The sequence below is a fragment of the Prevotella sp. genome, from assembly GCF_036570325.1.
GTDB lineage: Bacteria > Bacteroidota > Bacteroidia > Bacteroidales > Bacteroidaceae > Prevotella.
The window spans coordinates 1-14,725 of the sequence record NZ_DATCYK010000127.1 but is presented as its reverse complement, the minus strand read 5'-3'; the positions used below and the strand labels follow the sequence as shown (position 1 = coordinate 14,725).

The window sequence follows — 14,725 nt, the reverse complement described above, 5'->3', positions numbered from 1 at the left end:
GCAACCATAATATATCAGAAACTTTTCGGAAAAGTACTGATAAAAGTATAGCGAACAAATTTGATATGAAAAAGATATTACTGAGTGTAGCGTTTCTTGGATTGGTGGCTACAACAGCAACTGCACAGAGTGGAACGAATTCTCCTTACAGCCGTTATGGTTTAGGAATACTGGGTGATCAGTCGGGAAGTTTCAATCGAGGAATGAATGGCTTAGGCCTTGGATTCTATGAGCACAATCAGGTGAATTATTTAAATCCTGCTTCATATTCTCAATTAGATTCGCTTACTTTTATTTTTGATGCAGGAGTATCTGGTCAAATCACGAATTTTAAGGAAGGAAATGTAAAGAAGAATGCTAAGAACGCAGACTTTGAATATGCTGTGGCTGGTTTCAGGGCTGCCCGTCATTTGGGTGTTAGCTTTGGTGTTCTTCCTTTTTCAAATGTAGGTTATAACTATTCATTGACAAAGAATGTCGGTGGTAGTACTACTGCCGTGTATCAGAATACTTATAAAGGCTCGGGAGGATTGCATCAAGTTTATCTCGGTATGGGATGGATGCCTTTTAATAGATTCTCCATCGGTGCCAATATTTCTTATTTATGGGGAAGTATTTCACGGTCATTGACCAATACGTATAGTGAAACAACCGTAAATTCTATTTCAAAATATTATTCCGTTTCCGTCAATAATTTTAAGTTGGATGTTGGTGCTCAATACACCTTGCCCGCCGGAAAGAATGACATGTTGACCCTCGGAGCCGTTTATAGCTTGGGACATAAATTGGGAGCGGATTTACATAGTGATGTTATTTCAACCAACTCTTTGACGCAGAAGGCTGATACTGCTAAGAGTACGATCAGTAATGGTTTGGAGTTGCCGCATAGCTTTGGCGCAGGTTTCATGTGGGTACATAAGGATTCTTGGCGTATAGGCGTTGATTATAATTTGCAGAAGTGGAGCAGTCTTAAAATGCCGCTCTATTCTTCGGATTCTAAGTACACCTTGATTGATGGTCAGTATATGGATCGTCAGAAGTTTACAATAGGAGGAGATTGGTGTCCTTCTGTCCGTAGTCGCAGTTATTTAAAGCGTGTTCACTATCGTGCTGGCGTTTCTTATGCGACTCCATATTATAAAGTTAATGGTCAGGATGGCCCTAAAGAGTTGAGTGCCAGCATAGGTTTCGGCTTTCCCATCACTAACAGTTGGAACAATCGTTCGCAATTGAATATAAGTGCGCAGTGGGTTCATCAGGCGGCTAAAGGGTTGATTACGGAGAATACTTTTCGTGTTAATATAGGCTTTACATTTAACGAACGTTGGTTTGCTAAGTGGAAAGTAGAATAATAGAATGTATTTTCAAGGATTAAATGACTTGTAAATTGAAGATAAAAGTTAGATATTTATTCCTTGTATTGTTGTATGTTCTTGTTTCTTGTAATGAGCAGAAAGAGCATACAGCGCCTGCTATTCATGACCGAGATTCCGTTGCGGTCATGACAAGTTATGGCGTGAATACATTGATTTCGGATTCCGGAGTTATTAAATATCGAATTGTGACCGAGGAATGGGAGGTTAATCAGATTAGGAAACCCTCTCGGTGGATATTTAATAAAGGCTTGTTTCTTGAGCAGTTTGATGAGAAATTCCATGTCCAGTCTTATATTCAATGTGATACGGCGTTCTATTATGACCAATTGAAGTTGTGGGAATTGCGTAGTAGGGTGCGTATATTGACAAAAGACGGCCTTCGCTTCTCCAGCGAACAGTTATATTGGGATGAGGCCGCGCATGAACTATACTCTCATACATTTTCACGTTTGGTAACTCCGGAACGGACGCTTCAAGGCAGTTATTTCCGAAGTGATGAGAAAATGACAAAGTATTTCGTTTCTAATAGTAAAGGTTCGTTTGAGCGTACTGACTTTGATGGAAGTAAGGGAGATGATTCTTCTGATTCTGCAAAGGCTGCTGTTGATTCCATACAAAAGGCTCAGCGTCAGCAAGCACAGCCACAACGTAAAAACACATCAATTCCTTTGATGCACTAATCGTATTAATTTTGGAACAAATAGACATTTCTTTAATTGTTAGTATCATCATCGTGATGGCCCTTTCTGCTTTTTTCTCGGGCATGGAGATAGCCTATGTCTCGAGTAATAGGATGTTGGCAGAAATGGGAAAAGAGGAGGGACGTTTGTCTCGTAAAATCATAGAGTTGTTTTATCATCATCCTAATGACTTCGTCTCTACGATGTTGGTGGGTAATAACATCGTCTTGGTTATTTATGGAATCTTGATAGCCCGCTTGTTTGACTCTACTATTTTCAGTGGGTTTGAGCCTGCTTTTACAGTACCGGCCGATACTATTTTATCAACATTCATCGTCCTATTTACGGGCGAATTTCTCCCTAAAACCCTTTTTAAAAGTAATCCGAACCGTTTGTTGTCAATCTTCGCGTTGCCGGCTTTTATCTTTTATATAATCCTTTGGCCTATCAGTAGGTTTGCATCGACCTTATCCAAGTTATTATTAAAAGTGGTAGGGATAAAGGTTGTTAGTGAAGAAGATAGCGAAGAGTTCTCCAAAGTGGATTTGGATTATCTGCTCCAATCAAGTATAGATAGTGCGAAAGACGATGAACAGATAGGGGAAGAGGTTAAGATTTTCCAGAATGCGCTTGATTTTTCGGAAACAAAAGTACGGGATTGCATGGTTCCTCGAACAGAGATCAATGCCGTAGATTCTGAATGCTCACAAGAAGAGTTGATGCAAAAGTTTGTAGAGAGTGGTCATTCAAAGATTATTGTATATGATGAAGATATAGATCATATAATAGGTTATATCCATTCTTCAGAGATGTTTAAGGGCCCTACAGACTGGCATAGTGGCATTCGGCAGGTTCCATTTGTGCCGGAAACCATGTCCGCTCACAAGATGATGCAAATCTTTTTGCAACAGAAAAAGTCGTTGGGTGTTGTCGTAGATGAGTTTGGAGGAACAAGTGGTATAATCGCTTTAGAGGATATTGTTGAAGAAATTTTTGGTGATATTGAAGACGAGCATGACAGTTCTAAATACGTGGCTCGGAAAATAGGAGAGCGAGAGTATATTCTTTCGGCTCGTTTGGAAATAGATAAAGTCAATGAAATGTTTGATTTGAATTTGCCCGAAAGCGATGAATACAAAACGGTCGGTGGATTGATACTGCATGTGTTTCAGAGTTTCCCGAAGTTGAATGAAGTCGTTACATTTGGTCAATATCAGTTTAAGATTTTAAAGAATACGCATACAAAAATAGAATTGGTAAAGCTGATAGTATTGTAATCAGATGGGCAAAAGCCTTGTTGCATGCGTTTTTTTATCAATTATTGCGCTATTTGCATTTTTATTATTATTTTTGTACGCAATTTGTATAAAGATAGTAGGGCCTGATAGGGGCGTTGCTACTTTTTCAACTACAGCTAAACATGAAAAAATAGAAATATAAAAATAAAGTTTAAAAACAATGGCAGCATTAGGAAAAATTAGAGGCAGAGGTCCAATTCTGATTTTAATAATCGGTTTTGGTCTATTTGCATTTATTGCCGAAGAGGCATTCCGTTCTTGCGAAGCTACTCAAAATGATAGGCGTCAGCAAGTGGGAGAAGTGTTAGGTGAGAAAATCAGCGTTCAAGATTTTCAAAAAATGGTAGATGAGTATACTGAAGTTGTCAAGATGCAGCAGGGGACTCAAAGCTTGAACGAGGAACAGCTTAACCAAGTAAAGGATGTGGTTTGGAATACTTATGTTCAAACTAAAATCTTAGAAAAAGAAGCAAATGCTTTGGGTTTGACAGTAACAAATGCGGAGTTACAGAATATTTTGAAAGAAGGTTCAAACCCAATGTTGATGCAGACACCTTTTGTTAATCGTCAAACAGGTCGTTTTGATGTTTCTTCATTGCAAAAGTTCTTAGCTGATTATAAGGCACAGAAGGGAACAAATCCCCAGCTTGCCCAGCAATATGAGCCTATTTATAAATATTGGTCATTTATAGAGAAGACGCTGCGTCAGCAAGTTTTGGGACAGAAATTCCAAGCTCTTTTTGCACATTGTTTGCTTTCAAATCCTTTAGAGGCAAAAATGGCTTTCAAGGATTCGCATGAAGAAAGCCAAATTCAGTTAGCTTCTTTCCCTTATTCTTCAATTGATGATTCAAAGGTAAAGATTGCTGAATCTGATTTGAAGGCAAAATATAACGAATTGAAGTCTCGTTTCCAGCAGTATGTTGAGAGTCGTGATGTCAAGTATGTTGATATTCAGGTTCTGCCTTCTACTACAGACCGTCAGGCTCTTCAGAAGCAATTTGCTGATTACAGCAAAGAATTAGCCGCTGCGGCTGACCCTGCCGAGGTTATTCGTAAGAGCACTTCTTTGGTTAGTTATCTTGGTATTCCCGTATTGAAAACAGCTTTCCCCTCTGATATTGCAAACCGTATAGACTCTATGTCTGTAGGTCAAGTATGGGGACCCGTTGAAAGCAAGCAGGATAATACACTTAATATTATTAAGTTAGTTGCTAAACAGCAGTTGCCTGATTCAGTGCAATATCGTCAGATTCAGGTGGCTGGCGCTACAATTGATGCGGCTCATAAAACCGCGGATTCTATTTATACAGCTTTACAGAACGGAGCTGATTTTGAGGCTTTGGCCAAGAAGTATGGGCAAACCGGTGAGAAGGCATGGTTGACTACCAGCCAATACCAAAACACACCCTCTTTGGATAAGGATAGTAAGAACTATATCGTTACGGTGAATTCCATGGCTGTGAATGAAACCAAGAATTTGCAGATGGGTCAAGGTAATGTAATTGTTCAGGTCTTAGACCGTAGAGGCATGGTTAGCAAGTACACTGCGGCAGTTATAAAGAAGACGATAGAATTCTCTAAAGACACTTATAGCGCAGCCTATAATAAGTTCAGCTCTTTTGTTAGTGCCAATCAGTCAGGTGCGGACATCTTGAAGAATGCGGCGAAGAGTGGCTATAGCGTTCAGGAAGCTAATGATGTGACAACAGCCGTTCATTACTTGGCTAACATTCATAGCACTCGTGAGGCCTTGAAATGGCTGTTTGAGGCCAAGGAAGGTGATGTTTCTCCGATGTATGAGTGTGGTGACAACGATCATTTATTGGTTGCTGTGCTCGACAAGATTCATCCCGTCGGCTATCGCACGTTGAGTGATCCGCAAGTAAGAGATATGGTGAAAGCTGAAGTTATGAAAGATAAGAAAGCAGAAATGCTGCTGACTCAGTTGAAGGGTGTTTCAAGTATCGCAGCGGCAAAGGCTAAAGGTGGTAAGATAGCCGATGTAGAGCAGATTACTTTTGCTGCGCCTGCATTTATATCAGTTACCGGAGCCAGCGAGCCTGCATTGTCGGGTGCTGTTTCTGCTACAGCTAAGGGCCGTTTCTCTAAGAATGCCGTAAAGGGTAATGCCGGTATCTATCTTTTCCAAGTTACAAATAAGAAGATGCGTCCGGGTAAGTATGAAGATAATGAAGAGCAAAAACTTCGTCAAAGATATGGCCAATATGCCAGCAACTTCATGAACGAGCTTTTCATCAACGCTGGAGTTATCGATAATCGCTATCTGTTCTTCTAAGAAATAGTTTAGTTTTTATATAGAAATCCTCAAATGTTGTCATATAACATTTGAGGATTTTTATTTTACCCTTGTTGAAAAACTACTGTCTCTCTCAGCAATAGGCTATATAAAGGCTGTAGAAATAAGTTTTAAAAGCTGGCCTATTAGGAGGTTGAAAGGGGCCTATGAGAGGCTGATAGGGCATGAATGACAGCCTTGTAAGGCCATCATCATTTAAGCGTCTTGTGTGGGCTATAAACCATGTGCCATGCTTAGGACGTTTAGTGAGTTTCATTTCCTTGAATGACTTCACGCTTTACGGAATACATGTGGCATGTTTGGGGTGTTTAGCAAATACTATTATCGGCTACAAACAAGAAGGATGAAATTACCATGAATAAGTAATTTCATCCTTCTTGTTTAAAAAATGCCACTTTACAGAGTAGGCGTTTTATTTCTTAAAGCCTAAAATACGTTTGAAGAACTTCTTGATTCCACTTTCTGCATTGCTGCTTTTAGGGCTATTTACGGCTTGTGGGGCTATGCGTGAGCTTTCTACCCGAGGCTTGTTATTGTGCCGTTTTCTATTGTTCCCACCATTACGTTGTGCATTCTTGGCTTGCCCTTCCTGAGCCGGCATGGAATTTTTATCATTTTGCTTCTTATTGCCGATGCTGTTTTCATCTACATTATGAGCATAGTTCTTTCTGTTTCTGTTACGATTCCTGCCTCTATTTGCATTTTGTACGCCATCCTGCTGCTCCGGATTTTGCTGTGACCTATTTGCGTTATGATTAGAATTATGCTTACGCTGCGCAGGTCTGTTGTCCGAAGGGCGCTCCTGCCGTGGTTTATCAGTCGAAGTTCTCTTTTCTTCAGATGTAGCGGTTTTGGGTCTGTCTGTATTCTTAGGCTTGCGTTTATGAGCTGTTTGGTCGCGGTCTTTTCTACGACGCTGCTTGGCGTTACCCGATTTTTTCGGTTTTCCTGCAGGGATATATGCAGGTCCTTCGCCAAGGTCTTCGGGTAAGGTAACCTTTTCAACTTCCTTATCAAGGAATTTTTCTATTTGTTGGAAATAGAACATGTCGTTATCACTGATGAGCGTAATGGCAATACCATCACGGTCTGCCCGCGCCGTACGGCCGATTCTATGTACATAGTCTTCCGCATCGTGGGGTACATCATAGTTGATTACCATGGAAATATCATCTATGTCTATACCTCGGGCAACTATATCCGTAGCAACAAGAACATCCAACTGTCCGCTTTTAAATTTGAACATGATGTCATCGCGTTGTGCCTGATCAAGGTCGGAGTGCATTTCTCCGCAATTAATATTTTTCTTTTGCAGCGCACCATTGACTTGTTTCACTTTCAATTTGCTGCCGCAAAAGATGATGACACGTTTCATATCATCTTTTTTGAAGATGTCTTTAATGATACCCAACTTTTGAGTTTCGTAGCAGACATAGCCTTTCTGCTGGATTTTCTCTGCCGGTTTGCTGACAGCGAGCTTAATTTCCACGGGGTCTTTTAAAAGAGTTTTGGCCAATTCTTCTATTTTTGGCGGCATTGTTGCGGAGAACATGATGGTCTGGCAGGTTTTGGGCAGCTTTGAAGCTATTTTCATGATGTCGTCAGAAAAGCCCATGTCAAGCATTCTATCGGCTTCGTCTAACACAAAGAATGAAACCTTGCTCATGTCAACATTGCCAAGGCTCATGTGTGAAATGAATCTTCCGGGTGTCGCAATGACTACGTCAGCGCCCAATTGCAGGCTCTTCAATTCCTGATCATATCTGTTGCCGTCGTTTCCTCCATACACAGCTACGCTGCTTACACCATTTAAATAATAGCCAAAGCCCTGCATGGCTTGGTCTATCTGTTGTGCCAACTCGCGTGTGGGGCTCATGATGACGCAGTTGATGGCGTCTTTGGGGTAATTGCCATCATCAAGTTTGCTTAGGATTGGCAGCAGGTAAGCAGCGGTTTTTCCGGTTCCCGTTTGGGCCACTCCCAGCACGTCTCTGCCTTTAAGGATTTCAGGAATACAGTTTTCTTGCACCGGTGTGCAAGTATCGAATTGCATATCATAAAGTGCGTCAAGCACATTGTCATTTAAATCTAATTCGTCAAAATACATATCTTTTTACTTTTTTATTCGGGAATCTGTATGTTCAGGTCCCTACGTTTTGATTGATGTTCTACAATGATAGTAGATATAATTAATATAAGGTGTGCCTATTGGCACTAAAATTCTAATTTGGCGCTTGCCGATAGCAGAAGTATGCTACAATGGCAAAGATGAAATTGGGCACCCATGCGGCCAACATCGGCGGTGCACCTGCGTTGATGGCAAATGTGGCAGAGACTGTTTGCAGCATGATATAAATAAAACTCAATGCCAAGCCTATGCCCAAGTACAATCCCATCCCTCCTTTTCTTTTCTTGGAAGACAGCGATAAGCCGATGATGGTCAAGATAAACGAGGCAAAGCTGGACGCTATTCGTTTATGGTATTCTACCTGATATTGCACCACATGGCCCGAACCTCTGTCTATTTGTTTGGAGATATAGTCGCTCAGTTCCGGACTTGTGAAGGTTTCCTGCTGCCCTTTGGAATATACCAAGTCCGTGGGTTCCATCATGATGAGGGTATCTTTCGTAGAGCCGGAGGTGATATGTTCTCTCAATCCCTTTAATTCCCTGATTTTCCAATTGCTGGCTTTCCAATGAAATTTTGAGTCCGCGATGGTGTCATATTGAATTTCCATGGCAGTCATGTGGCTCACCAGCTTCTTATCTTCAAACTTAACCAGCGAAAATCCATATCCCTTTTTCATGTTGTTGTCGTAGTGCTGTATGCTGGCGATGGTTCCCTTTGCTACTTGCAGCAGAACATTGTCGGCTGATGTGTCCTTCTTCTTATTCTTGTACATGGACTCAAAGTTTTGGCGAATCACCGTTCCGTGGGGAATAATGAATGCGCTGAGGAAGAAAGACAGCACTGATATGAATATACATGAAATCATGTAGGGGCGCATGAGCCGCTTGAAAGAGATTCCTGCGGCAAGCATTGAAATGATTTCGGAGTTGCCGGCCAGTTTGGATGTAAAGAAAATGACCGCAATGAAAACAAACAATGGGCTGAACAGATTGGCAAAGTATGGAATGAAATTCATGTAATAATCCACGACAATGGCGCGTAGGGGAGCGTGATATTGTGTGAACTTTGCCAAGTTCTCATTGACGTCGAAGACTATGGAGATACTGATAATCAGAAGAATGGAATAGATATAGGTTCCGATGAACTTCTTGATGATATACCAGTCAATCTTTTTAATGTAATGAAATGGATTTAAGTATTTGGTCCATCTCAACTTTGGTCCCATCCATTCCAGCAGTTGCCTGAGCCATGAGGTGTGCTGATAGAGAAAACTTATCAGCTGATGAAGCCATGCGGGGTGCTGCGCAAAATAGCGCATTACCCTATAGAACCTATGGTATTTCCTGATACGGTGGAATGTTTTCATTGCAATCCAATTATATTCGTTGGCCTAATTGGTCTATAATCGATGATTTCCATTGTACGAAATCGCCGTCTATGATGTGCTGCCGTGCGTCCGTAACCAATCGCAAGTAGAAAGCCAGATTATGAATGCTGGCTATCTGCAAGGCTAAGTACTCTTGTGCCTTGAAAAGGTGGTGCAGATATGCCTTGGTGTGTATCTTGTCTATGTCACATCCGTCAGGGTCAATGGGGGAGAAATCCATTTCCCATTTCTTATTGCGCATGTTCATAGTGCCGTTATAAGTAAACAACATGGCATTGCGACCATTGCGCGTCGGCATGACACAGTCGAACATGTCAACACCTCGTTCGATGGCTTCCAATATGTTCTGAGGAGTTCCTACTCCCATGAGATAGCGCGGTTTGTCTTTAGGCAGAATCTCATTGACCACCTCGATCATTTCATACATCACCTCAGTAGGCTCACCTACGGCCAATCCACCGATGGCGTTGCCGTCGGCTCCCTTGTCTGCCACAAATTTGGCGGCTTCTTGTCGTAAGTCCTTATAGGTACATCCTTGCACTATGGGGAAAAGACTTTGCTGATAGCCATACAAAGGTTCTGTCTCATTACAGCGTTTGATGCAACGGTCCAGCCAGCGTTGCGTCAGTTTCAAGCTGTTCTTGGCGTAGTTATAATCACTCTGGCCGGGAGGACATTCATCGAAAGCCATCATGATGTCGGCACCGATGATGCGTTCCGTATCCATCACATTCTCGGGTGTAAAGAAATGTTTGGACCCGTCGATATGTGACCTGAATTCGCAACCTTCCTCTTTCAGCTTTCTGATACCTGATAAAGAAAATACCTGAAAACCACCACTGTCGGTCAATATAGGGCGATCCCAGCTATTAAAACGATGGAGGCCACCTGCTGTCTTTAGGACTTCAAGTCCCGGACGCAGGTACAAGTGATAGGTGTTTCCTAAAATAATCTGAGCATTTACTTGTTGGCGTAACTCACTGAAGTGTACACCTTTCACGGTGCCACATGTGCCCACGGGCATGAAAATCGGAGTTTTGATTTGCCCATGGTCCGTTGTGATGACGCCGGCTCTTGCGTCACTGGCTGTATCTGTGTGCTGAAGCTCAAATTTCATTTCTGTTCCTCTTTCTCTTTTTTGTCGTCTTGAATCGTGAAGTTAACGGGAGATTTAACAGTCTCATTCGTCAAGGCGAAGTTCCATACGTCTTGTACGTTTTCTACGTAGTGGAACTCCACGCCCTTGCGATAGGGCTCCGGAATTTCGTCTACGTCCTTTTTATTGTCCTTGCACATGACAATATCGGTAATGCCGGCTCGTTTGGCAGCGAGTATTTTCTCCTTGATACCGCCCACGGGCAATACCTTTCCACGGAGTGTTATTTCGCCGGTCATGGCCGTGTTCTTGCGAACTTTACGCTGGGTTAGCGCCGAGGCTATGCTCGTGGCGATTGTGATACCGGCCGAAGGCCCGTCTTTGGGCGTGGCACCTTCAGGAACATGGATATGAATATTCCAATTATCAAATATCCGATAGTCTATGCCGAGTGTATCGACGTGGGCTTTTACGTATTCCAATGCGATGACTGCGCTTTCTTTCATCACGTCGCCCAAGTTTCCGGTCAGGGTCAGCTTTCCGGCTTTGCCTTTGCTTAAACTTGTTTCGATGAACAGTATTTCACCACCAACGCTGGTCCATGCCAATCCGGTAACAACGCCTGCATAGTCGTTGCCTTGATAAATGTCGCGATAGAAAGGAGGATTACCTAATAAGGTTTCAAGCTCCGTGGGGGTGATGGTTGACGTTTTCAGCTCACCATTCATTTGTTTCAGGAAGGCGAGTTTGCGCAGTGCCTTGTTGATTTGCTTCTCCAATTGGCGCACACCGCTTTCACGTGTGTATTGCTCAATGATTTTTTCGAGCGCAGGTTTGGTGAACTTCACCTTTTCGGTCTCCTTGTCGAGGCCCGTATTCTTGATTTCTTTCGGCAGCAGATGGCGCTTGGCTATCTCCAATTTCTCTTCCGTGATGTATCCGCTGACCTCGATAATCTCCATACGGTCGAGGAGTGGGCGGGGAATGTTACCCAAATCATTGGCCGTGGCGATGAAAAGTACCTTGGAAAGGTCGTAGTCCACATCGAGGAAATTGTCATGGAAAGCGTTATTCTGTTCAGGGTCGAGCACCTCAAGCAAGGCCGATGAAGGGTCGCCGTTGATGGTGTTTTGCGTTACCTTGTCTATTTCGTCGAGAATAAAGACCGGGTTACTTGTTCCCGCTTTCTGAACACTTTTGATGATTCGACCCGGCATGGCACCGATATAGGTACGGCGATGGCCTCTTATTTCGGACTCGTCGTGCAGACCACCCAAGGATATGCGTACGTACTTGCGCTTCAGTGCCTCGGCAATACTTTTACCCAAGCTGGTTTTACCCACGCCCGGAGGGCCATAAAGGCAAATGATTGGCGACTTGAGGTCACCTCTCAAGCTCAGTACGGCGATGTATTCCAAAATACGGTCTTTCACCTTTTCCATGCCGTAATGGTCGTGGTCCAATATGTGTTTGGCTCTCTTGAGACTCAAATCGTCTTTGGAATATACGCCCCAAGGCAGGCTCACAAGATTTTGAAGATAGTTGACTTGTGTGCTGTATTCGGGGCTTTGTGGGTTGAAAAGGTCGAGCTTGTCAAGTTCCTTACGGAAAATCTGCTCTATATCCTCGGGCCATTTCTTGCCCTTGGCTTTTTCTTCGAGTTCTATTTTCTCGGTAGTGCCATTGCCGTTGCCCAACTCTTCCTTGATGTTCTTGATTTGTTGCTGAAGGAAATACTCCCTTTGCTGTTCGTCAAGGTCCTCCCGGGTCTTCGAGCGTATGTCTTTCTTAATCTCTACATACTGCTGTTCGCGATGGAGCGCCTTGAGCGCTTCGTAGATACGTTCCAAGATAGTATTCTGCTTCAGCATGTTGAACTTATCCTTTACGGCGAAAGGTAAGTTGCAGCAAATGTAGTTTACCTTGATCAGGTTCTGCGAAATACTGTCCAAGGAGTATTGCAATTCGTTGGGAATTTCCTCATTATCAGTGATAAACTGGCGGGTTGAGGCCAATAAATCTTTGTAGGCAGCCCTGCAAATCTTATTGTTCATGGCCACGTCTTCCTCGGGAATGGGCAATACGTTGCCTACCAAGAAAGGCTGGTCTTCTACGATAGATTCAAGCTCGCATCGGCCCAAACCCTGCACGATGGCCGTTACCTGATGGTTGGCACCGGGCATGTCGATCACCTTGATGAGGCGGGCAAATACGCCGACGGGATAAAGGTCTTTGGCTTTTGGGGCGTTTACGTTTTCATCTTTTTGCGAGAAAATCGCAAAATTGGTAGGATGTTGACCTATATGTTCTAAAAGATTTAAACTTGCTTCTCTTCCTATAAGGATGGGAGTCATCACTCCCGGGAATAAAACGATGTTTCTTGTTGCGAGAATCGGAAGCACTCCACCTTTCTCTTCATTAAAAAGACTTGTGATGTCGCCCTCAAAATCGGCGATCATCTGTATGGTAGCATTGTTTTTGTTACTCATTTTCTATTAACCAATGTATAACTGCGTATATCGTTGCAAAGTTACATAAAAAATAATATTTGTGCAAAAATGCGCAGTCCATTCACCTTAATTAGTATTAAATAAACACAGAGGTGTGATTATTTGAGTGGAAAATAGTATCATCATAGAATGTTTTTGTTAACTTTGCCGTTGGAAATAGTACCTCGGTCTGCCGCTGGCATACTTGTATGCGAGAGGAAAGTCCGGGCGACAAAGAGCACTCCGCTTCTGAAAATGGAAGCTAATGGTGACATTAGGTGTAGGTAGAAGAAAATAACCGCCACGCAAGTGGTAAGGGTGAGAAGGTGGAGTAAGAGACCACCGGGCGTCGGGTGATCGGCGTGCTGTGCCTGCCGGAGGTCGCAAGTTCATGTATACCGCAGAATGAGGGCTGCTCGTCCGATATTATGCTTGGTCGTAATGCTGCGGAGGGTAGAACGCTTGAGCTACAAGGTGACTTGTAGATTAGATAAATGGTAGACCGTTTTGACTGTTTAACTATTTGCAGGCAAGATGACAGAACCCGGCTTATAGAGGTGCTATTTCCTTTTTTTATTTGAATCTATTACAATTTTTAAGGGCTTTCTCGCGGTGTGTTAAGCATGAAGAATTATAATATTAAAGCATAATACGATGGAATTACCTGATTTTATGAGTTACAAGGACAAGTTCACAAAAGCGGGATTTGTCGAGAAAATACAGAAGATAGCCAAGCGTTCGGGGGCTAAGTTGGTCTATGCGGCCTTGGTTTTGTATTACACTTTGGAGAGTGATAGGGTGTCGATGAAGGATAAAGCCATTATCATTGGCGCCTTGGGATATTTAATCAGTCCGATGGACGTGATTCCCGATGCGATACCTATTGCCGGATTGGCTGACGACATAGCCGTTCTTATTTATGTGTTGCGCAAAGTATGGGGGCAAGTGTCGGATGAGGTAAAGGCTAAATCGAAGGCCAAACTTAAACAGTGGTTCGACGAGGAGGAGCTGTTGGCTGCCGACAAGTTGTTTGATGACGATCCTACGCAAGACCCTGTATGAGTGGAATGTGAACAAGTTGAATCGGGAATGTAAATAAAAAAATGGATATATCGTTTGATATATCCATTTTTATTGGTAGTCGGTATGAGAATCGAACTCATATGCCAAGATTGAGAATCTTGTATCCTAACCGTTAGATGAACCGACCGTTATATAATATTTTGCTAAATATTTCAATCTGTCAGCGGAAGGAGGGGGATTCGAACCCCCGGTACGGGAACCCGTACGGCAGTTTAGCAAACTGCTGGTTTCAGCCACTCACCCATCCTTCCTCTAAGGCTTTTGTTTTAGCTGAGCATTATTTTCTAATGCGGTGCAAAGGTAGTAGTTTATTTTTATTCCGCAAAATATTTCGTATATTTTTTTGATAAAACTTTTGAACGGCTGTTGTGAAGCTGTTAGTGCGCAGGGGCTGTTTATAAAGAGTTTGAAGGTAGGAAGGTCGTAGTTGTTTTGATGGGTGGTGGTGTGTAATATATTGATAATCAATAGGATGTGGGTGGCTTTTTGAAAGTGGCTTTTTCATGCGGTCAAAGCTGCCTTTGGGGGTTGTTAAAAGGCTGCTTTTATCGCATGAAAGCATAGCTTTGGGTAAGTGGTTTGCCCGTGGTGAAGCGTAGAGGGCGTAAGGAGAAGAGGGGAAGAGCGTAATGTTGATGAGATTTTCTATATGAAAGTTTGATGATAAATGTTTGCTTTACCTATTTCTATTTGGGTTTATAGATAATTATACGTACTTTTGTGAGGTCAATGCCGCTGTGCTTTCTTTTTGTATTTAAAAAGCATGAGATGGCGTGAAAAGTGGTTTGGCAGAAGTGAACCATAGTATGTTGGAATTGAAAATTTGAGAAAGATGAAATCTTTAACAGACCTTTATAGAATAGGT

At 42.6% G+C, this 14,725-nt stretch carries 9 protein-coding genes, 2 tRNA genes and 1 other RNA gene; 6 read left to right on the top strand and 6 right to left on the bottom strand.

The genetic code is table 11. The features are described from left to right. Positions 1–65 precede the first annotated feature (65 nt). The 4 genes from VIR50_RS11160 to VIR50_RS11145 all read left to right on the top strand — a co-directional run bounded on the left by VIR50_RS11160 (position 66) and on the right by VIR50_RS11145 (position 5,653). On the top strand, positions 66–1,352 hold the full coding sequence (locus VIR50_RS11160) for a hypothetical protein (protein WP_331935191.1): 1,287 nt from the start codon (positions 66–68) through the stop codon (positions 1,350–1,352). Positions 1,353–1,375: 23 nt separating this feature from the next. Continuing rightward, positions 1,376–2,056, top strand: a complete 681-nt coding sequence (locus tag VIR50_RS11155) for an LPS export ABC transporter periplasmic protein LptC (RefSeq protein WP_331935190.1) — start codon at positions 1,376–1,378, stop codon at positions 2,054–2,056. Positions 2,057–2,064: 8 nt separating this feature from the next. Then, positions 2,065–3,333: a hemolysin family protein gene (locus tag VIR50_RS11150; protein WP_331935266.1), complete on the top strand. Its 1,269-nt coding sequence runs from the start codon at positions 2,065–2,067 to the stop codon at positions 3,331–3,333. A 181-nt stretch (positions 3,334–3,514) separates the two neighbouring features. After that, complete coding sequence (locus VIR50_RS11145; RefSeq protein WP_331935189.1) at positions 3,515–5,653, top strand: peptidylprolyl isomerase; 2,139 nt, start codon at positions 3,515–3,517, stop codon at positions 5,651–5,653. 433 nt (positions 5,654–6,086) lie between these two features. On the opposite strand, the gene VIR50_RS11140 is transcribed toward VIR50_RS11145, so the two are convergent. The 4 genes from VIR50_RS11140 to lon all read right to left on the bottom strand — a co-directional run bounded on the left by VIR50_RS11140 (position 6,087) and on the right by lon (position 12,777). Further along, positions 6,087–7,781, bottom strand: coding sequence for a DEAD/DEAH box helicase (locus tag VIR50_RS11140; protein ID WP_331935188.1), 1,695 nt, complete (start codon positions 7,779–7,781; stop codon positions 6,087–6,089). Positions 7,782–7,896: 115 nt separating this feature from the next. Then, on the bottom strand, positions 7,897–9,171 hold the full coding sequence (locus tag VIR50_RS11135; RefSeq protein ID WP_331935187.1) for an LptF/LptG family permease: 1,275 nt from the start codon (positions 9,169–9,171) through the stop codon (positions 7,897–7,899). 10 nt (positions 9,172–9,181) lie between these two features. Then, on the bottom strand, positions 9,182–10,309 hold the full coding sequence (gene tgt / locus VIR50_RS11130) for a tRNA guanosine(34) transglycosylase Tgt (RefSeq protein WP_331935186.1): 1,128 nt from the start codon (positions 10,307–10,309) through the stop codon (positions 9,182–9,184). Further along, entirely contained in the window at positions 10,306–12,777 is a 2,472-nt protein-coding gene (gene lon / locus VIR50_RS11125) for an endopeptidase La (protein ID WP_331935185.1), read from the bottom strand. Before lon ends, tgt begins: the two co-directional genes overlap by 4 nt. 177 nt (positions 12,778–12,954) lie before the next feature. Between lon and rnpB the strand changes: the two genes are divergently transcribed. Both rnpB and VIR50_RS11115 read left to right on the top strand, forming a co-directional pair. Continuing rightward, positions 12,955–13,345, top strand: an RNA gene (rnpB, locus tag VIR50_RS11120) — RNase P RNA component class A. 86 nt (positions 13,346–13,431) lie between these two features. After that, positions 13,432–13,839: a YkvA family protein gene (locus VIR50_RS11115; RefSeq protein ID WP_331935184.1), complete on the top strand. Its 408-nt coding sequence runs from the start codon at positions 13,432–13,434 to the stop codon at positions 13,837–13,839. A gap of 73 nt (positions 13,840–13,912) precedes the next feature. Here the strand turns inward: VIR50_RS11115 and VIR50_RS11110 are convergent. Next, positions 13,913–13,987 (bottom strand) — tRNA-Glu (locus VIR50_RS11110). Positions 13,988–14,024: 37 nt separating this feature from the next. Further along, a tRNA-Ser gene (locus VIR50_RS11105) sits at positions 14,025–14,111 on the bottom strand. Between the last annotated feature and the right edge of the window lie 614 nt (positions 14,112–14,725).